This window comes from Ruegeria sp. CDSB117 (genome assembly GCF_059611005.1).
This window is the reverse complement of sequence record NZ_JBXWOS010000001.1, coordinates 338,005-357,056: the sequence shown is the minus strand read 5'-3', so window position 1 is coordinate 357,056 and position 19,052 is coordinate 338,005. Positions and strand designations below refer to the sequence as shown.

Genomic DNA, 19,052 nt, shown 5'->3' with positions numbered 1-19,052 from the left:
ATTGGCGCAGCTCCGCGCTATGGTCGTGAAAACGGGCCGACCGTTTCAAAGGATTATGAATGTATCGTCTGATCTGTTTGTTTCTTCCTCTTTTTCTGGCGGCCTGTAGTGCTGGCGAGATGCGATTGCAACCCGCGACCCAATGGTCGGGGACCTTGGGCGAGTACCAGGTAGAGGCGGCCGCGGTTCGGGATGTCAGCCGCTCTATCGGCAAAGAAGCCCGGGCTGAGTGTCTGAAGCGGGCCAAAGTCAAAAATTGCGATTTCACGGTTCTTGTTGATCTCAATCCACAGGCGGAAGCGAATGCGTTTCAGACCTTGGATAACAGAGGCCAGCCGGTGATCATTATGACCCGTTCCATGATTCAGTCAGCAGAAAACCCAAATGAACTGGCTTTTGTCCTTGGGCATGAAGCGGCCCATCACCTTCTGCGCCATATCCCCCGCCAGTCGAAAAACGCGCAAGAAAGCGCTGCAATATTCAACAATCTGGGCAAGCTCTTTGGAGAAGAGGGCGAAGACCTGGAGCGAACACAGAAAATTGGGGCGGAAGTGGGTGTTCAATTGAACGTCAAGGCCTTCGAGCTTGAGGCTGACCAGTTGGGCACAATTATTACCCACAATGCCGGATACAACCCGTTGATCGGCGCAAAGTACTTTGACCGCATCCCGGACCCGGAGGACAGTTTTCTGGCGTCACATCCGCCGAATGCGCAGCGTGTGCAGATGGTTAAGAACACCGCCCGAAAACTTGGGCTGACGCAATGACCCAAATAACAAGGCTGGGTGTAATCCTGACAGATCGTGGGTCAAAATACGCGGTGTCGGGAGCTGCGGTGCAAATGCGCGAGGACGTGGATGCCGTGCTGCAAGATCTCAAATCCGACAAAGCCTATGCCAAGGCGACGCACAATACCTGGGCGGCGATCTTGCCGACAGGGGCTCTCAAGGCTGACGATGGAGAAAGCGGTGCCGGAATGGTTATCCTGCGCATGCTCGAAAGGGCCGGACTGGAGGGCCACGTCATCATTGTCACCCGCTGGTACGGCGGCTAAAAACTGGGCGGTGTCCGGTTTCGCAGGGTGCAGGATGCGACCCGCGCCTATCTGGACCATATCGGTGCCGGGTCTTGACCTGAGTCAAATGCCTGTTCGGGCCGCTGCGCTATCCTGCCAGAACTGTGCGACAAGGAGACAGCGCAATGCTTGGCAAAAATACTCTGAAACGACATGCGGAACTGGTCGACCAGATGGCAACCCACGTCGGGGTCGATCTGGAAGATGCGGCCATAGGCGGTGACGTCTCGATTGACCAGATCTCTGATGCGGTCCTGCGTTGCAGAGATTGTTCGAACCCCGATCATTGCGCGCAATTTCTGGCACAATCTGCCCAAGACCAGAAAACCCCGGAATACTGCAGGAACACGTCCCTGTTTGACCGCCTCACTTCGCTGTCGGAAAGCAAGCGCGACGGATAAGAAAAATCATGCCGCGCCATCGCCGCGTTTGTGCAAACAAAAGGCAGACTTGCCAATGACCCGAGATACTCTGGGCGACGTGGAGAAACACTTTTGGCTAACCCGGTCGGTAGCCAGATGTATGGATGTTTCGTTGACCGAAGCGATGGCCGAGGGGCGGTTGACCACCAATGGTTATGCGGAGATCGTGACGCGCTGTCGTGCGTCTGGGTGCAGCGACCAATGCGAATTGTGGTTGTCGAAACAACAGGTCAAAGCCGATTCGGCCCCTGAATTCTGCGTGAATGCAGAAACGCTGAACGCTTTGAAGACTTAGTCAGAGCTTGGAATGCGAACCGTCGCACAGCGGCGGATTGGCCGTTTGTTTGCACCCGCAAAAGAACACCTTCTTGCTGGTCTCGGCAGTAAACTTCACTGGTTCAAACTGGGTTCCCTTGTGTGAACCATCGCAGAAGGGCTGGCGCTCTGACTTGCCGCAAGCACACCAGAAATAGGTTTTCCCTTCGGTCACTTCGACCGGGTAGGGGGCTTTTTGGGCAGGTTTCGGCTCATCTGACATGTGGCTGCTCCGCTTTTGGCTAATGTCGTGAAACAACTATAAGGCCATCGCGGGGGCGTGTAGAGCGCTTATGTTTCTTTATGCAAGCAGCATGGTTTTGCCGTTCTCACAAAACTGTGATTGATTTTGTTGCAATAATATCAACGAGGTCGTATTTTGAGACTGGCCCCAGATAATAGGGCAATATGAGAAAATTTTTAGAGGAATGACGGACATGAAACTTAAATTTGCTGCCGTTAGCGCAATTGCCCTGGTTCTGGCTGCATGCTCGCAGCAGGAAGAGCCGACGCCGGTTTACATCACGCCTGAATACGACAAGTTCGGCACACCGAGCTGCCCGGCTGGAACCGAGCTGGCCACGACCGAAGCGGGACAGACCATCTGTAACCCGGTCGCTCAGTAAGAATTCTGCGGGCGGTCTTGTTTTGGCCGCCCGCTTACTCAACGCATCCGACCGCCCTTGTTGGGCGGTTTTTTTGTGCCCGCTTTAGGCCGGCGCGGGTCAGATCAGAATGTGCCGAAAATGGGCAATCATCGCCTCCCCAGCCGTCAAAATCCGTGCCCAAACGACTTGCGGTGATAGTGTTGACGCCTTGACTCGTACCGTGGTGCATAAAGGTAGCGATAGGATTTCTTTTTTTGCTTTTGCTGAACGTAGGGCGCGTTCTTAGGGGTCGGTTTTGCGTGGTAGACTTTTGGTGTGTAGACTTTCGGAGAGTAATAGTGCCGGTGAATGCGGATGTTATTGCTGTTATGAACATGTTGCGATTTTGACCCAACAACAGCTTGGCCGCTCGTTCCAACGGTGATGCTGCCTGCAGTTGCCGGGCCAGTAAAAAGTTGGGATGCAAGTATCGCGGCCATGCAATTGAAAGAGATTGCACGAAGGTACGACATGAAAACCCTCCTTCCAGCAAGTTGAGGTTTCCATTTATGGTCCGGGAAAATCCCGGCTCAAGCCAATAAACTTAAATCACGCTCTGCCCATCTGGGGTGAACGGGCATATTAGGGCCAGGTGCGTTTGCCCCATAAATCGTATTCGCCGGCCTCATCGATCTCGACCGATAGGATGTCACCAGGCTTCAGATCATCGAAACCTTCATCGATGAACAGGTTCCCGTCGATCTCGGGCGCGTCCGCCTTGGTGCGGCACGTGGCGGCTTCGTCATCAACCTCGTCCACGATCACGTCGATGGTCTGGCCGACCTTGGCGGCCAGCTTAGCCTCGGAGATGGCCTGCGCTTTTTCCATGAAGCGTTCCCAACGCTCTTGTTTGACCTCGGCTGGAACGTGATCCGGCAGGTCGTTTGATCGCGCGCCATCGACGTTTTCGTATTGGAAGCAGCCAACACGATCCAGTTGCGCCTCGTCCATCCAATCCAGAAGGGTCTGGAACTCGGCCTCGGTCTCGCCCGGATAACCGACGATAAAGGTCGACCGTAGCGTGATGTCCGGGCAGGTTGCGCGCCATGCGGCGATCTCATCCAAAGTCTTGGCTGCCGCTGCCGGGCGCGCCATGCGTTTCAGAACGTCTGGATGGGCATGCTGGAACGGAATATCCAGATAGGGCAGGATGTTGCATCCGGCGTCGGCCATCAGGGGGATCAACTCGCGCACATGCGGGTAGGGGTAGACATAGTGGAGCCGAACCCATGCATCCAATTGCCCCAGCTCACGCGCCAGATCGGTGATGTGGCTGCGCACCTCGCGGTCCTTCCACGGGTTTACGTCATACTTCCGGTCCAACCCATAGGCGGATGTGTCCTGCGAGATCACCAGCAATTCACGCACGCCATTGTCGACCAGCTTTTCGGCTTCGCGCAGCACCGCGTGGGCCGGGCGGCTGGCGAGCTTGCCGCGCATGTCAGGGATGATGCAGAACTTGCATTTGTGGTTACAGCCCTCGGAAATCTTGAGATAGCTGTAATGGCGGGGGGTCAACTGTACGCTTGCAGCAGGCAGCAGGTCCACAAACGGATCAGGATCGGGCGGCACTGCCGAATGCACCGCATCCAGTACCTGCTCGTATTGATGCGGGCCGGTAACAGCCATGATGCGCGGGTGATGTTCGCGGATGTAATCCGGTTCCGCGCCCAGACAGCCGGTCACGATGACCTTGCCATTCTCGACCAGCGCCTCGCCGATCGCGTCCAGCGACTCGGCCTTGGCACTGTCGAGAAACCCGCAGGTATTCACGATCACGGCATCCGCGCCTGAATAGTCGGGCGAGATGCCGTATCCTTCGGCACGCAGGCGCGTCAGAATGCGCTCACTATCGACCAGGGCCTTGGGGCAGCCCAAGGAAACCATGCCAATTGTTGGCTGGTTCGAACGTGGCGTCTCGGGCATCCGGGCGGCAGGCGCCAGGTCGGGGCGGAGGTTTGGCGGGTTCGTTGTCATTGCGCGGCATATAGTGGGGAACGCTTCCCCTTGCAAATGCGGCGCAGGCTTTGGATGATCTTTTTAACGCATGAAAAAGGCGGAGAGCAGAATATGAAGTGGCTGTTGCGCATAGTTTTCCTGTTGGTGGCGGTTTTTGGCTTGGTCATCGGGGCCTTGCTGCTGATGCCCGGCGACAAGCTGGCCACCATATTGGCCGAGCAGGTGCGCACCCAGACCGGGCGTGACCTGAAGCTTACGGGCGATGTGAACCTGTCTTTCTGGCCCGTGCTGGGGCTGGAAACCGGTCCGGTGACTTTTGGAAATGCACAATGGGCTGGTCCTGAACCAATGCTGAGCGCCGAAAGCCTGGCCGTGGGGGTTGATGCTGCCGCGCTGATCTCCGGGGACCTGCGCATAAAACGGGTGATCGCCGATAATCCGGTTCTGCGGTTGGAACTTTCGGATAGGCGTGGGAATTGGGAACTTTCGGCACCCGCAAACACAGCCTCGGCGGGGACTGCAAGCGGCGCGGCACCGCAAGGGCAGCAGGGCGAGGTGACGCTGGATCATCTGAAGCTGACGAATGCACGTTTGGTCTATATCGAAAACGGCGCAACTAAATTCGATTTTACCAATGTCGATCTGGCGGCCAGTTGGCCGGATGTTTCAGCGCCTCTGCAGGTTCAGGCTCAGATGGCTGTGCCCGGGGGGGCGGTCGATGTCGACCTCAAGATTCAAGATCTGCCAGCTTACGCGTCCGGCGCGGTAACGCCGCTGGATTTGACCATGACCGCGCCCGGCGGAGAGTTCGGTTTTGCAGGCCGGGTCAATCTGGCTGGTGAAATGGATGGCAGAATGCTGGCCAAAACGACGAACACGGAACGTATGCTGGCTGCTTTTGGTCAGGCCGGTGTTGGGGTGCCATTGGGTCTGGGGCGCGAGGCCGACGTGGCCGGGCAAATGACCTATACCAGCGATGGTCGGATTTCGCTGCGCAATTTGGTGGCGTTGCTGGATAATAATCGCCTGACTGGTGAGGCAGATATCGTTATCTCGGACCCGCCGCAGATTACCGCGCGGCTGGAAGGCGGTGACCTGGATCTTACTCATTTCAATGATACGCCTGGTGGCGCTAGCGGCGGGTCGGCGCCGTCACCTGACCAAGGGTGGTCGACCACCCCGATTGATGCGTCTGCGCTGGCCTTGGCGAATGGCAAAATCCGGCTCAAGGCAAATTCGATTGCCGTGCCGGGGCTAACGCTGGGTCCCAGCGATCTGACGCTTAACCTTGATCGATCCAGAGCGGTACTTCAGATGAGCCCAGCCACATTGTTTTCAGGGCATCTGAACGGGCAAGTGGTTGCCAACAATCGGAACGGTTTGTCGGTCGGCGGCAATCTGGCCGCGGGTGGCATGGACGTACAGCAAGCTCTGTCCGCCCTTGGCGGGATCGAGCGGTTGTCCGGCACCGGATCAGGGTCGTTTGAGTTTCTGGGAGTTGGACAGACCGAGGATCAGATCATGCGCTCACTCAGCGGCAAGGGCCGTGTGGACGTGGGCAAGGGCGTGATCTCGGGGTTTGATCTGGACCGCCTGATGGGCCGCAGCGGGGGCGAGCGCGGCACAACCGTGTTCAACAGCTTGTCTGCCAGCTTCACCATGGATCAAGGGGTGTTGTGGAACAACGACCTGTTGATGTCGCTGGATAACTTCCGGGCCGACGGTTCCGGTCGGGTCGGAATCGGCAACCGCGATATCGACTATCTTTTCACGCCTGTGGCGCTGCGCGCGAATTCGGGAAACGGCATCGCGGTACCAGTGAAAATTGTCGGGCCGTGGAGCGACCCGTCGATCAAGCCGGATCTAACCAAAGTCATCGAAGCTGTTGCTGAAGGAAAGGCCAAAGAGCTTGAAGATGAGGCCAAGCAGAAAGTTCTGGATAAGGTCGGGGACGAGCTGAATACGACGATTACGGACAGCGATCAGATCGAAGACGCGATCAAGAACAAACTGGAAGACGAGGTGAACAAGGGGCTGCTGAAGCTGTTTGGCGGCAACTAAAGCGCGCCAATACACATTGGTTTCGGGGCAGAAGGTGCCCCGAAACGCAGTAGTGCTTAGATGGTCTGATCGTAGTCGCCCACACCGGGTTCGGTGCGAATGACCGCGTCGATATCGGCAAAGATTGCGCGCATTTCGTCCTCGCTCTGGCTGCTTTCGCAGACCACAACAAGGTTCGGAGTGTTCGAGGATGCGCGCACCAGACCCCAGCTGCCATTGTCCAGAATGACACGAGCGCCATTGACAGTGACGACCTCTTTGATCGCGCGACCGGCAAAGGTATCTCCGGCATCTGCCTTGGCAACCAGCTTGTCGACCAACCGCTGAAGGATGTCATACTTCTCGGTGTCGGCCGCATAGGGCGACATGGTCGGCGTCGACCAGGTTTTCGGCAGAGCCTTGCGCAGGTCCGACATGCTTTGGTCAGGATTGCGATCCATCAACTTGCAGATTTCAACGGCAACCCGCATCCCGCAGTCGTAGCCGCGCCCGATCGGTTCAGCCAGAAAGTAGTGACCAGACTTTTCAAAACCGGCGAGCGCGTTGATCTCCTTGACCCGACGCTTCATGTGGCTGTGGCCGGTTTTCCAGTAATCCGCTTTGACACCAAGGGCCTGCAATTCGGGGTCACTGTCAAACAGACCAGTGGATTTCACATCTGCCACAAAGGTCGAGTTCGGATACAATTTGGCCAGATCACGGGCCATGATCACACCGACCTTGTCGGCGAAGATCTCTTCCCCCTCATCATCCACAACACCGCAGCGATCGCCGTCGCCGTCAAAGCCCAGAGCCAGATCGGCACCGCTGGCTTTCACAGAGGCGGACATGTCGTGCAACATCTCCATAGCCTCGGGGTTGGGGTTATAGTGGGGGAAAGTGTAATCCAATTGGGTGTGGCTGGGCACCATTTCGACGCCAATGCGCTCGAAAATCTCAGGCGCAAAGGCCGAAGCCGTTCCGTTTCCGGTTGCGCATACGACTTTCAGGGGACGGGACATTTTGAAATCACCGACCAGATCGTCGATATAGGCTTCTTTTACGCCCTCGACGAATTCGTAGGACCCACCGTCGTGGGTGACGCCTTCGCCGTTCAGGACAATGTCACGCAATTCCGACATCTCATCGGGGCCGTGGGTCAGTGGGCGGTCAAAGCCCATCTTCACCCCTGTCCAGCCGTTCGGATTGTGGCTGGCTGTGACCATGGCTACGGCGGGCACATCCAGATGGAATTGCGCGAAATAGGCCATCGGGCTAAGCGCAGGGCCAATATCTTTAACCTGAATACCCGCCTGCATCAGGCCCAGGATCAGCGCGTTTTTGATCGCCAGTGAGTAGTCGCGATAGTCATTACCCACCGCAATCACCGGTTCGATCCCACGCTTGCGCATCTGTGTGCCCAGACCCAAGCCAAGCGCGGTCATGCCGGGCAGGTTGATCTCTTCCGGGTATTTCCAGCGCGCGTCATATTCGCGAAAGCCGGTTGGCTTGATCATCGGATCGCGCAGAAAACTCCAGGTGTTCGGGGTCACCTCGGGGATGGGTTTGGTCATGCTATTGCTCTTACTCAAATCTGTATAGGATTGGCTTTGGCCAATGCATCAAAGCGCATCAAAGTGTCAATCAATTGAGGCATTTGGTCCAGATAGATCATGTTAGGCCCGTCTGACGGAGACTTGTCCGGGTCTTCGTGTGTTTCAATAAACACAGCACCGACGCCGATGGCGGCAGCTGCGCGTGCCATCACCGGCGCAAATTCACGCTGACCACCGGTCGAACCTCCAAGCCCTGCAGGCTGCTGAACCGAGTGGGTTGCGTCCATCACAACCGGATAGCCCGTCGCCGCCATCTGCGGGAGCGAGCGCATATCTGTCACCAACGTGTTGTACCCAAACGAGGTGCCACGTTCTGTCAGCAGAATATTCGAGTTACCAACACTCTCGATCTTGGCGACAATGTTAGCCATATCCCATGGTGCCAGAAATTGCCCTTTTTTGACATTGATCGCCGCGCCTGTTTGGGCTGCGGCCAACACCAGGTCGGTTTGACGGCACAATAACGCGGGAATCTGCAAAACATCACAAACGTTGGCCGCGTCTGCGCATTGCTCTGGCGTATGTACGTCAGTCAGGACAGGCACCCCAATTTGTTTTTTCACATCATCCAGAATGTCCAGACCTTTGGCAATTCCGGGTCCACGGACACCTGAAATTGAGGTGCGATTCGCCTTGTCATACGAGGCCTTAAAAACGTACTGCGCACCGGCGGCATCACAGGCTTCTTTCATTTTGCCTGCGATCATCTGCGCATGATCCGCGCTTTCAAGCTGACAGGGGCCGGCAATGACCGTCAGAGGCAGATCATTGCCGACCGTGAGGTCGGAGATTTTTACATGTTTCATGTGTCTTACGAGGATACCTGTTCACGAAGGACCGACGCGGTAAGCGAGATCAACAGGTAGATACCAGCAAACAACAGAAAAGCCAAAATCGTATTTTCGAACTTGCGCGGATAGGTGGGTTCCTGACTTGGCACCGGCCTTACGGACACCGTCAGATAGCGCACTTTGCGGTTTGCTTCAGTCCGTGTGGTTTCCATTTGCTGCATAGCTGTCTGCAGTATCATGTCCCTGGCAACAAGATCGGCCTGCGCCATTTGAATTCGTACACTGAGCCGGGCAAGCGAATTTTCGCCTGCAGACACATCCAGCATTTCCGCGTTGAGTTCTGCCAACACAGCCTCAAATCGCGCGATGTCCGCACGGGCACCATCCACCTTGGCCTGGTTCGGACGACGATTGTCCAGCAATGCGGCCAATTGTAGTTCTTTGTCCTGAATCTGCGTTTCCATGGCGTCTATGCGGCCACGCAAGCTGGCGATGACGTTCTGAGGGTCCAGCAAAGCGCCTTGAATCTGAAGTTCGATCAGATCTTCCTGCGCTTTTCTGCGTTCCTGCTGGGCCATTTCAAAACCATCCAGCGCATCGCGCATCTGGTCTTCGCGCTTAAGTTCTGTAAGCCCGTTTATGGTTTCTTCGGCGTAGGACAGAAGACGGTCAGAGATGGCCACCGAAATCTGCGGATCAGGGGCTGCGACTTCCATCCGGATAATGCCGTCGCTCGGGTCGTACCCGATGGTGATCATGCGTCGGAAGAGCTTGTAGGCCTCTTCCAGCGTGGCGTCCGGCGAAAGCCGTTGAATAGGGTCGATCCACTCCTGCTTGAAAATTTCCTCAAAGCCCATGTCACGCTCTAGCCTCAGCAAGGCATCCTTGGACTCCAGAAATTCCTGTGTGGCGACAGAATCCTGCGCGGTGGCATATTGTGTGCCCGCCAAAAACCCGCCAAACGATGCCCCTCCGCCGTCCGCCTGAAGGATCGAGAAGGCCGAGTCGCTGGCATACATGGGTGTCGCCACGCGGTAGAAATAGAACCCGACAATAAAGGTGGGCAGGAAGACAAAAACCGCCAGGCGGGCAAACAGGGCAAGCAGTTTGCGACGGCGGCGGCGGGCGATGTCTTTCTGTATCTCGCCAATTTCAAACTCTCGCCTTTGCGTAGGGGACATCTCGGGCCCGGGCAGGGTCCTTCCACCTTCGCTGACCGTTTGCGGCAAATGAATCGTAACCTTGTCCTTGGTCTGATCCTCGGTCTGCGTCGTTTCACCCGCCATCCCCAGCAAATTGGCGCGATGAAACGGATCGATGCCATTTTGGCGTAGCAAACGCACCGCATCATAGTCCGAGGTCGCCTCTAGCCCGTTCTTCTGCGCCAGTCTGCGTGCCATCCGCAATTGGCGCCCGGTCAGCCCCTCGTTTTTGATGGCGTCAATCTCGGTTATGGACTCTGAGTCATTGGCCGCAGTGGGTGGCCGCGTCGCGTTGCGAATGCGCGAAATGGCGTCAGCGCGGTCTTCTTCCGTTCCCGCATTGCGGCGTTTGCGGCGCCAGTTGTAGATGCTAGCCTTGGGTTTGGTAGTCATATAGCTGCTTTGCCTCTTCCAAGGTGTCGAACATATAAAGCTGGCCATCCATCAAAACGGCAGCCTCTTGCGCAAATTTCTCCAGCACGGCGGGACTGTGTGACACGATCACCAATGTTGTCGTGCGTAGTTTTTCCCGAAGGATGTCGCCGGCCTTCCTGTTGAATTCAACATCAGTCGACGCCGGCATCCCTTCGTCAATCAGGTACATGTCGAAATCTAGAGCTAACATCAAAGCAAACGTAAAGCGCCCCTTCATACCGCTGGAATAAGTGGTCAGGGGTTGGTCGAAATACTCCCCCAATCCGCATAGCCATTTGCAGTAGGCTTCGACATAATCGGGGTCCATCCCGTAGATGTTGGCGACGTAGCGCGCGTTTTCCAGGGCGGACAGTTTGTTTGCGACACCTCCGGTGAAACCCATAGGAAAAGATACCCGGCAGGACTTTCGAATCACGCCTTCATCGGGCTTTTCCAGCCCTGCCATCATGTTGATCAAGGTGGTCTTGCCGGTTCCGTTAGGTGCAAGAATGCCAATCGAACGGCCCAGTTGGACCCGAAACGAGACACTGTCCAGGATCACCTTGCGACGTGTCCCGGTCCAGAAGGACTTACTGACATTCTCAAACTCAAGCATTGAAGGCCTGCTGCTTGCACCTTGTTAATCGTACCGGATGTGTCGGTAATCGGGTTGTTATCCTACGTTTTATGTGGGCCATATTATGTCGAGTTTTGGTGGCAATGATCAATCCACTGGCATGTGTGCTGTTAGTATTGTGACTTTTCCATCGGTTGGACCCACGCATTGCGTTGACTATCTTTCAGGATGACCGTCAACCAATTTGATGCAGGAAACCTTGCCATCTGATGAATTCGCTACAGAAAGAAATCTCGGCCTGCCGAATCTGCGCGGATAGATTTGCCGCGACAGAAACCGCCCATCAGCCGCGCCCGGTGGTTTGGTTTCAGCCGGGAACGCCGATTTTGGTCGCCGGTCAGGCTCCGGGTGCACGGGTGCATGAATCGGGTCGGCCGTTTACCGATCCGTCCGGAGATCGCTTGCGGGATTGGCTTGGGGTGGATGAAGCCGTGTTCTACGACCGGTCACGGGTTTCAATCGTGCCGATGGCTTTTTGTTTTCCGGGTTATGATGTGCGCAAGGCGGATTTGCCGCCCCCCCCTGTGTGCGGCAAAACCTGGCACAACAAAGTCATGCAAACGCTGGGGGAAATACCCCTGACTATTTTGGTGGGTGGGCATGCTCATAAATACCACCTGAATGTGTGCAGCTCGGTGACGGAAACGGTTCGCAACTGGCGGGACCATGCGCCGCGCGTCTTTGCCTTGCCTCATCCCTCGTGGCGGAATACGGCATGGATGAAGAAAAACCCGTGGTTCCAGACCGACCTTCTGCCGGTTCTGCGTGCGCGGGTGCAAGAGGTTCTGAATGACTGAAACCACCGCTTTGGACACTGCCCACACCGCAATGGCTGCCGCCCCAAACGATGATTCAGCGCGATTGCGTTTCTTCGAACGGCTTGCCGACAGCGAGCTGTTTCTGATGCTGACGGAAGAGGCGAAGGGCGAAAATATCTCGCCCGAGTTGTTTGACGTCGCTGATGGACGCTTCGTGCTGGCCTTTGACCGAGAGGACCGGTTAGCGCGGTTTGCCGAACGTCCTGTCCCTTATGTGGCGCTTTCAGGCCGGGTGTTGTCCTCCATGCTGGCGGGGCAGGGGATCGGGCTGGGCCTCAACCTCGAAGTTGCGCCGTCCTCTATGCTGATCCCGTCCGAGGCGCTGGGTTGGCTGGTGGAAACTCTGCAGCATGGACCAGAGGAGGTTCAGCAACGGTTGGCAGAGTTCTTGCCCCCTGCGGGTCTGCCCGACGATTTGTTGACCGCTCTGGATGCGAAACTTGCCACGGCCGTTGGATTGGCTGAAGCCGCTTATCTGGTGGGAACGAAGTCCGAAGGCGGCGGTTCCGGGCACCTGCTTGGGTTCATAGGTGCTGTCGAAGGCGCCGAGCCCGCACTCGCTAAAGCCGCGTCCGAGGCGTTGACGTTTTCCGGGATTGAGGCAGGGGCAATGGATGTCGGGTTCTTCGGTGCGCACGATCAGGCAGCTGCCTCATTGGCACGGGTTGGTTTGCGGTTCGATCTGCCGCAGCCGGAGGCGCGTGTTGTCGCGCAGACGATACCCGGCAGCAACCCGGATAAGCCACCCATTCTAAAATAGGAAAAAAGCCCCGCGCACGAAGGATCTGCGGGGCTTTTGGGATTATTCCGCAGCAGCTTCCAGTTTGTCCTGGGTGCGGGTTTCGAAATCGCTGGCCTCGTGGCGTTCGTGCAGCTGGGTGTTCGGCTCGCCGAATGGGCGGTTGACCATCCGGCCACGCTGAACCGCGGGGCGTGCGTCGATGGCCTTGGCCCACCGCATGACGTTTTTGTACGAGTCGACATCCAGGAATTCTGCGGCGCTGTACAGGCGGCCCAGAACCAGTTGACCATACCAGGGCCAGATCGCCATGTCCGCGATGGTGTAATCCTCGCCTGCGATATACGTCTTGTCGGCCAGTTCACGATCCAGAACGTCCAACTGACGCTTGGTTTCCATCGTGAAGCGGTTAATCGGGTATTCGAACTTTTCAGGCGCATAGGCGTAGAAATGGCCAAATCCGCCGCCCAAATAGGGTGCACTGCCCATTTGCCAGAAGACCCAGTTCATGACTTCCGCACGTTCCGGTCCGGACTCTGGCAAAAACGCACCAAACTTTTCGGCCAGATGAAACAGGATCGACGCGCTTTCGAACACGCGTGTCGGCTTGTCGCCTGAGCGATCCCAAAGAGCGGGGATTTTCGAATTAGGGTTGGCCCCGACAAAGCCCGAGCTGAACTGATCGCCTTCGCCGATATTGACCAGCCATGCGTTGTATTCGGCACCTTCGTGACCCAGCGCCAGCAGTTCCTCCAGCATCACGGTCACTTTGACGCCATTGGGGGTGGCCAGCGAATATAGTTGCAGCGGGTGCCGTCCAACCGGCAGATCCTTGTCGTGAGTGGCGCCAGCGATTGGGCGATTGATGTTGGCAAATTGACCGCCATTCTGGCTGTCCCATGTCCAGACCTTTGGGGGCGTATAGGTCGGTTGCTCGCTCATTTCTTGCCTTTCTTCGCAAAGTGCAGGTGAATTGTCCGTCCATCACAACAGCTAATGTTGCAAAGCACCGAGTCCAACCCCCCAGAGCGCAGCGTTTTTGTAACAATCCTCACCCGACATCTCACGAATTCTCATTCAACGTCACAGCGACGCGAGGGGGACTTCGCAAGCGATCTGAATTGCCTATTGTATGTTCAGACCCGCAAGTTCGGGCAAATCAACAACCCCAAGGACAAAAGGACTTACCACCATGAAACGTTTTGCCCTGACTGTAGCTGCGGCACTGACCCTTGCCGCTCCGGCCTTTGCTGGTGATCAGTATATTGACGGCACCGGGTTCGCCGTATCCGGCTACGATGTTGTCGCCTACCGTAGCCTTGATCAGGTTGCGGTTGGCCAATCTCAGCCAGCACCTGTACGCGGCCGTGCAGACATCACCGTGGAATACAATGGTGCCACCTGGGCATTCTCGTCTGAAGAGAACCGCGACAAATTTCAGGAGAATCCAGCCTTCTACGCACCGCAATATGACGGACATTGCGCATACGGTGTTTCGAAGGGCGGCAAAGTCCCTGCAAACCCGAACCTGTGGCGCATCGTCGATGACAAGCTTTACCTGAACATCACCGATGTTGTCGTCGGTTTCTGGGAAGAAGACGTGCCCGGCAATATCAACCTCGCCGAAGGCAACTGGCCGGGGATCGAACCCGATGGCGCATCCTCCAGCGTGATCCCGAAATTCACTTCGGAAGGCCCGATTTCAAACTAGGTGGCCACTCGCCAAACCAAAGCCCGGCTCATTCCAGCCGGGCTTTTTCGTCAATGCGCAAACGAGAATTTGTCCCGCATCTGCTGATCGGCCTCGAACCGAATACGAACGCTCTTGGCACCGGGGAAGGTCCGGGCAATGATCGCGTCGGGGACAACAACTTCGCCGCCGCCGGAATCGTTCGATTGGAAATTCAAAACCTCTGTTTCCGTTCGGCGCGACCCGGCCAGAACTGACGTCGGCAGAGCAACGCGATTTGCCCCTTCGTAGACTGGCGTCGGGACAAAGAACGTTAAATGGCGCCCGAAAAACCCGACCGCATCCGGAACATGGTCTGATTTGCAGGCAAGCTCGGATTCGGGTGTTACGATCTCGTCCGATCGGTCCGGCAATGCAGTGTTTAATAAAGCGCGGCATGCGTTAATGTCGGCTGTTTCCAGCGTAACAACGCGTCGCCGCAGCTTTGGACGCAGCGGTTTCCTCAGCCCGGAGCCTTTCCCGGCCAGCCCTTCCTTGCGCAGAAGGTCATAGGCTTCTTTGGCGCGTGTAAATCCAGAACTATCGCCTTCGGCTTGGTCAGGGTGCCCATGAAACGCAATGTTTCGCCAGGCGTTTCTGATTTCATCAGAGGTAGCGCTTTGATTTAACCCTAGCGCATACAGTGCCTCTGTGCGGGCATTGATCTTGTCAGCAGGTTCCATAACCCAAAATACTCATTACAAAAAATGTTACTGTCCCAGTTTGAACAGGACTGCGAACTTGTCAAATTTCACATAAAATTGAAGTGCCTGCAGGAACAATTGCGGCAGTGCGCAGCAATTGTTCTCAGTTTTATTCCTGCCGGTGAAGGCGCCCTTTTCCCGAGCCCCATTCAGGCCACGTTTTGCAGATCAGTTTTCGGCGTTATGCCAAGGGCAAAACACACATCACGCGTCAATTCCGGCCGGTTCAGCGTGTAGAAATGCAGTTTGTCCACGCCCCCGTCGATCAGGTCCGAGCACAGCTCGGTGCACAATGCTGTAGCCAGCAAATCCTCACGATCGTCGCGCACGGCCTTTTCAAACGCCTGTTCGACCCATTGGGGAATGCGCGTGCCGCATCGTTTGGCGAAATTGCGTGCACCTTTCCAGTTCTCGATCGGCAGGATGCCGGGCACGATAGGCTTGTCGATGCCGGCTTTTTCGCAGGCGTCCCGGAACCGGAAAAACGTCTCGGCCTCAAAAAAGAACTGGGTCAGGGCCTCATCTGCGCCTGCATCCAGTTTGGCCTTGAGCCACTCAATATCGGTGCGGGCATTTTGTGCCTCGGGGTGAATGTCGGGGTAGGCGCCGACTCGAATGTTGAACATCTCGGTCTCAGCCAGGGCCGAAATCAGTTCAACCGAATTTGCAAAACCTTCGGGGTGTGGCTCAAAACGATCCTGACCGCTTGGCGGATCACCGCGCAGGGCTACGATATCCTGTACGCCCGCCCGCGCGAAAGTATCCGCGATTTCCAGCGTTTCCTGCCGCGAGGCATCAACACATGTCAAATGCGCAGCAACAGGCAGCCCCGAGGATTTGTGCAGGGTCGCCACCGCATCGCGGGTCAGTTCCCGCGTTGTGCCACCCGCACCATAGGTGACCGAGACAAATCGCGGCTCTAACGGGGCCAGAGTCTGAACCGTGTCCCAAAGACGAAACGAGGCTTCGAGCGTCTTGGGCGGAAAGAACTCGAATGAAATTTCTGGCTTGGTCATCACGGCCTCATTTGATTGGTACAAGGACCTTGTGCCAGTTTGGGCAATGTGAGACAAACTCATATTATTCAAGAACAACATGAGTATCACTGTAATGCACATTGAATTCCGCCACCTGCGTACGATCAAGGCGATCCACGAATGCGGTGGGCTTGCCCGTGCGGCGGATCAACTGAACATCACCCAATCCGCGCTAAGCCATCAGATCAAAGGGCTGGAAGATCAGGCGGGGGTTGAATTGTTCCTGCGCCGGTCCAAGCCGATGAAACTGTCAGCGGCCGGACTGCGTCTGCTGCGTTTGGCCGAACAGATTTTGCCGCAAGTTCAGGCCACACAACAGGAATTCTCGTCGCTTCGGGATGGGCGCACGGGGCGGATGCATATCGCGATCGAATGTCACGCCTGTTTCGAATGGCTGTTCCCGGTGCTTGAATCTTTCCGGAAATCCTGGGGTGACGTGGACGTCGATATCCGCCCGGGTTTGGCATTTGACGCCCTGCCTGCGCTGCAAAAAGAAGAAGTCGATTTGGTCGTTTCGTCCGATCCAGAGGACCTGCCAGGCATCGAATTCATTGAACTGTTTGACTATGACGCTGTTTTTGTTGCTGCCTCATCCCACCCGCTGGCGCAGAAAGAGTTCATCGAGGCCGAGGATTTCCGTGGTCAGACCCTGATTACCTATCCGGTCGAGCGCACCCGGCTGGATGTGTTCAGCCAGTTGCTGATATCCGCGCGGGTCGAGCCGGCCGCAATCCGGCAGGTCGAATTGACTGCAGTGATCCTTTTGCTCGTTGCGTCGAACCGCGGTGTATCGGTGCTGCCTGATTGGGTTGTGCGCGAAGTGAAGTACAATTCCGACTACGTCACCCGCCCCCTGACCAAGGACGGCATCACCCGCAGGCTATATGCGGCAGTGCGCAGCGAGGACCTGGAAAAACCCTTTGTGCAAGAGCTGATCCATCTGGCCGGGACCGAGGCGCGCAAGCTGCAAGAGCAATAGGCAAAAAACGCGGGTCTGCTATGCGCATCATTCCTCTTGGCAAGGGCGCTTTGCATCAGTATACGCGCGGTTTGACCGGACAGGAGCCTTTGGACAATGGTTGGCAGCGCAAACCTCAACATCATGATCAAAGCCGCGCGAAAGGCGGGGCGTTCTTTGGTCAAGGATTTCCGTGAAGTCGAGAACCTTCAGGTGTCGATGAAAGGCGCAGGCGACTTTGTGTCCAAAGCTGACATTGCTGCCGAGGCGATCCTGAAAGAAGAACTGCTGGGCGCACGTCCGACCTACGGCTGGCTGGCCGAAGAGGGTGGCGCCATTGACGGCGAAGACCCGACCCGCCGCTGGATCGTCGACCCGCTGGACGGCACCACGAACTTCTTGCACGGCCTGCCGCACTGGGCGATCTCAATCGCGCTGGAACATAAGGGCAAGATCGTCGCCGGTGTTATCTATGACGCTGCCAAGGATGAGATGTTCTTTGCCGAAAAAGGCGAGGGTGCTTGGATGAACGACATGCGTATCCGCGTGTCGGGCCGTCATCGGATGATCGAGTCGGTTTTCTCGACCGGCCTGCCTTTTGGTGGCCGTTCGGACCTGCCTGCGACCCTGCAGGATCTGGCGCGTCTGATGCCTGCTTGTGCTGGCGTACGCCGCTGGGGTGCCGCCGCGCTGGACATGGCCTATGTGGCAGCGGGGCGTTACGAAGGCTTTTGGGAGCGTCGCCTGAATTCCTGGGATGTGGCCGCCGGAATCATCATCGTCCAAGAAGCGGGCGGATTTGTTCAGGCGCTAAACCCTGAAGGCAACGTTTTGGAAGACGGTGAAGTGATCTGTTCGAACGAGCCGATTTTCGATCAGTTTTCCAAGGTGATCCGAGGCTGACCGGCCATATAGCAATTCCGCAAGCGCGCCCCGATTGAGGCGCGCTTTTTTGTTTTCAGAGGGTCGCGCGTTGCGCCAGACCTGCTTCGTCCGCCAGCCGCGCCGCGACGGATGCAACAGCGAGGTCCTGCAGACCCACGCCAGTTCCATCGAACAGGGTGATCTCGTCAGCACTGGTCCGCCCGGGGTGATCGCCGTTGATGACTGCACCAATTGGGGTGATTTGTGTTTCGGTCAAAGCCCCGCTTCCCATGGCGTGCTGTGCCTCGCCAATCGTCGCGGATTGGGCGACCTCGTCGGTGAAAACGGTGGCCGAGGCGACCAACGCCGGATCGACCTCCATCTTGCCTTTCGTGTCTGTGCCCATACAGGCCAGATGCGTGCCGGGTTTGATCCAGTCTTTCATCAATAGCGGCTCGAACGCCGAGGTGATGGTGATGATGACATCCGATTGGGCACCCAGCTCTTGTTGACTGACGGCTTCGAACTCCAGTCCGATTTCCTCGGCGACTGCCGCCAAACGGGGCAACATGTCGGGGTGCGGATTCCAGGCGACAACCTTTTCAAATGCACGCTGTTCTGCTGCCGCACGCAGTTGGAAGGTCGATTGGTGACCTGCGCCAACCATGCCCAGCACTTTGGCATCTTTCCGAGCAAGATGTGCGATCGAAACCGCTGATGAAGCTGCTGTTCGCACGGCCGTCAGGTAGTTTCCGCCTACCAGCGCAGATAGCCGCCCGGTATCAGGATCGAACAGAAACACCGTGGATTGGTGATTGGTCAATCCTTGTTCGGCATTGCCCGGCCAATAGCCGCCGGACTTAACGCCCAACACCTGTCCGTCCCGATCAAAACCGGATTTGAAACCATACAGCGCATCAGCGTAGCCCAGTGCCTCGCGAACGACCGGAAAGTTCCGCGCCCCACCGCTGGCCATTGCACCAAACACGGATTGGACCGCATCAAAGGCCTGTTGGCGGCCCACCAGCTGTTCGCACAGGTCTTCGCCTACTATCAGCAGGCCATCTTGCGTGGTCATAGCATCC

At 56.7% G+C, this 19,052-nt stretch carries 20 protein-coding genes and 1 pseudogene; 11 read left to right on the top strand and 10 right to left on the bottom strand.

Going from position 1 to position 19,052, the window contains the following annotated elements; all coding sequences use genetic code 11:
• Window positions 1-59: 59 nt before the first annotated feature.
• The 4 genes and pseudogenes from AC2FJC_RS01770 to AC2FJC_RS01755 all read left to right on the top strand — a co-directional run bounded on the left by AC2FJC_RS01770 (window position 60) and on the right by AC2FJC_RS01755 (window position 1,792).
• Window positions 60-767: a M48 family metallopeptidase gene (locus tag AC2FJC_RS01770; RefSeq protein ID WP_496738176.1), complete on the top strand. Its 708-nt coding sequence runs from the start codon at window positions 60-62 to the stop codon at window positions 765-767.
• A pseudogene (locus AC2FJC_RS01765) lies at window positions 764-1,132 on the top strand (YigZ family protein). Before AC2FJC_RS01770 ends, AC2FJC_RS01765 begins: the two are co-directional and overlap by 4 nt.
• Before the next feature lie 68 nt (window positions 1,133-1,200).
• Window positions 1,201-1,476, top strand: coding sequence for a DUF6455 family protein (locus tag AC2FJC_RS01760; protein WP_496724073.1), 276 nt, complete (start codon window positions 1,201-1,203; stop codon window positions 1,474-1,476).
• 55 nt (window positions 1,477-1,531) lie between these two features.
• Window positions 1,532-1,792, top strand: a complete 261-nt coding sequence (locus tag AC2FJC_RS01755) for a DUF6455 family protein (protein WP_496724075.1) — start codon at window positions 1,532-1,534, stop codon at window positions 1,790-1,792.
• Here the strand turns inward: AC2FJC_RS01755 and AC2FJC_RS01750 are convergent, their stop codons facing one another.
• Window positions 1,793-2,035: a CDGSH iron-sulfur domain-containing protein gene (locus AC2FJC_RS01750; protein ID WP_496724077.1), complete on the bottom strand. Its 243-nt coding sequence runs from the start codon at window positions 2,033-2,035 to the stop codon at window positions 1,793-1,795.
• Between the two features lie 214 nt (window positions 2,036-2,249).
• Here AC2FJC_RS01750 and AC2FJC_RS01745 point away from each other — a divergent pair, with 214 nt between their 5' ends.
• Complete coding sequence (locus tag AC2FJC_RS01745) at window positions 2,250-2,438, top strand: hypothetical protein (protein WP_058275732.1); 189 nt, start codon at window positions 2,250-2,252, stop codon at window positions 2,436-2,438.
• A gap of 603 nt (window positions 2,439-3,041) precedes the next feature.
• Here AC2FJC_RS01745 and rimO read toward each other — a convergent pair.
• On the bottom strand, window positions 3,042-4,436 hold the full coding sequence (rimO, locus tag AC2FJC_RS01740; protein ID WP_496724079.1) for a 30S ribosomal protein S12 methylthiotransferase RimO: 1,395 nt from the start codon (window positions 4,434-4,436) through the stop codon (window positions 3,042-3,044).
• A gap of 93 nt (window positions 4,437-4,529) precedes the next feature.
• On the opposite strand from rimO, the gene AC2FJC_RS01735 reads away from it, so the two are divergent.
• Window positions 4,530-6,479 carry an AsmA family protein gene (locus AC2FJC_RS01735; RefSeq protein ID WP_496738175.1) on the top strand — a complete coding sequence of 650 codons (1,950 nt, stop codon included), beginning with the start codon at window positions 4,530-4,532 and terminating at the stop codon, window positions 6,477-6,479.
• A 56-nt stretch (window positions 6,480-6,535) separates the two neighbouring features.
• Here the strand turns inward: AC2FJC_RS01735 and AC2FJC_RS01730 are convergent, their stop codons facing one another.
• The 4 genes from AC2FJC_RS01730 to AC2FJC_RS01715 are packed head-to-tail and all read right to left on the bottom strand — an operon-like array spanning window position 6,536 to window position 11,097.
• Complete coding sequence (locus tag AC2FJC_RS01730) at window positions 6,536-8,032, bottom strand: phosphomannomutase/phosphoglucomutase (protein WP_496738174.1); 1,497 nt, start codon at window positions 8,030-8,032, stop codon at window positions 6,536-6,538.
• Window positions 8,033-8,046: 14 nt separating this feature from the next.
• The gene (gene kdsA, locus AC2FJC_RS01725) at window positions 8,047-8,880 is read right to left on the bottom strand and encodes a 3-deoxy-8-phosphooctulonate synthase (RefSeq protein WP_496738173.1); all 834 of its coding nucleotides are present in this window, start codon (window positions 8,878-8,880) and stop codon (window positions 8,047-8,049) included.
• A gap of 5 nt (window positions 8,881-8,885) precedes the next feature.
• Window positions 8,886-10,460 (bottom strand): KpsE/RkpR family capsule polysaccharide export protein, encoded by a 1,575-nt coding sequence (locus tag AC2FJC_RS01720; RefSeq protein ID WP_496738172.1) that lies wholly within the window; start codon window positions 10,458-10,460, stop codon window positions 8,886-8,888.
• Window positions 10,438-11,097 carry an ABC transporter ATP-binding protein gene (locus AC2FJC_RS01715; RefSeq protein WP_496738170.1) on the bottom strand — a complete coding sequence of 220 codons (660 nt, stop codon included), beginning with the start codon at window positions 11,095-11,097 and terminating at the stop codon, window positions 10,438-10,440. The genes AC2FJC_RS01720 and AC2FJC_RS01715 overlap by 23 nt, the downstream gene beginning before the upstream one ends.
• A gap of 230 nt (window positions 11,098-11,327) precedes the next feature.
• Here AC2FJC_RS01715 and AC2FJC_RS01710 point away from each other — a divergent pair, with 230 nt between their 5' ends.
• Together AC2FJC_RS01710 and AC2FJC_RS01705 are read left to right on the top strand one after the other, a co-directional pair.
• Window positions 11,328-11,915, top strand: coding sequence for a uracil-DNA glycosylase family protein (locus AC2FJC_RS01710; protein ID WP_496738169.1), 588 nt, complete (start codon window positions 11,328-11,330; stop codon window positions 11,913-11,915).
• Window positions 11,908-12,696 (top strand): SseB family protein, encoded by a 789-nt coding sequence (locus AC2FJC_RS01705; RefSeq protein ID WP_496738168.1) that lies wholly within the window; start codon window positions 11,908-11,910, stop codon window positions 12,694-12,696. Before AC2FJC_RS01710 ends, AC2FJC_RS01705 begins: the two co-directional genes overlap by 8 nt.
• Window positions 12,697-12,738: 42 nt before the next feature.
• Here the strand turns inward: AC2FJC_RS01705 and yghU are convergent, their stop codons facing one another.
• On the bottom strand, window positions 12,739-13,617 hold the full coding sequence (gene yghU / locus AC2FJC_RS01700) for a glutathione-dependent disulfide-bond oxidoreductase (protein ID WP_496738167.1): 879 nt from the start codon (window positions 13,615-13,617) through the stop codon (window positions 12,739-12,741).
• 250 nt (window positions 13,618-13,867) lie between these two features.
• On the opposite strand from yghU, the gene AC2FJC_RS01695 reads away from it, so the two are divergent.
• Entirely contained in the window at window positions 13,868-14,386 is a 519-nt protein-coding gene (locus tag AC2FJC_RS01695) for a YHS domain-containing (seleno)protein (RefSeq protein ID WP_496738166.1), read from the top strand.
• A gap of 50 nt (window positions 14,387-14,436) precedes the next feature.
• Here the strand turns inward: AC2FJC_RS01695 and AC2FJC_RS01690 are convergent, their stop codons facing one another.
• Together AC2FJC_RS01690 and metF are read right to left on the bottom strand one after the other, a co-directional pair.
• Window positions 14,437-15,087, bottom strand: coding sequence for a J domain-containing protein (locus tag AC2FJC_RS01690; protein WP_496738165.1), 651 nt, complete (start codon window positions 15,085-15,087; stop codon window positions 14,437-14,439).
• A 170-nt stretch (window positions 15,088-15,257) separates the two neighbouring features.
• On the bottom strand, window positions 15,258-16,124 hold the full coding sequence (gene metF, locus AC2FJC_RS01685) for a methylenetetrahydrofolate reductase [NAD(P)H] (protein WP_496724099.1): 867 nt from the start codon (window positions 16,122-16,124) through the stop codon (window positions 15,258-15,260).
• A 94-nt stretch (window positions 16,125-16,218) separates the two neighbouring features.
• Here metF and AC2FJC_RS01680 point away from each other — a divergent pair, with 94 nt between their 5' ends.
• Entirely contained in the window at window positions 16,219-17,124 is a 906-nt protein-coding gene (locus tag AC2FJC_RS01680) for a LysR family transcriptional regulator (protein ID WP_496738331.1), read from the top strand.
• A 96-nt stretch (window positions 17,125-17,220) separates the two neighbouring features.
• Window positions 17,221-18,006: an inositol monophosphatase family protein gene (locus tag AC2FJC_RS01675; protein WP_496738164.1), complete on the top strand. Its 786-nt coding sequence runs from the start codon at window positions 17,221-17,223 to the stop codon at window positions 18,004-18,006.
• 55 nt (window positions 18,007-18,061) lie between these two features.
• Here AC2FJC_RS01675 and bhcD read toward each other — a convergent pair whose 3' ends face one another.
• The gene (gene bhcD / locus AC2FJC_RS01670) at window positions 18,062-19,045 is read right to left on the bottom strand and encodes an iminosuccinate reductase BhcD (protein ID WP_496738163.1); all 984 of its coding nucleotides are present in this window, start codon (window positions 19,043-19,045) and stop codon (window positions 18,062-18,064) included.
• Between the last annotated feature and the right edge of the window lie 7 nt (window positions 19,046-19,052).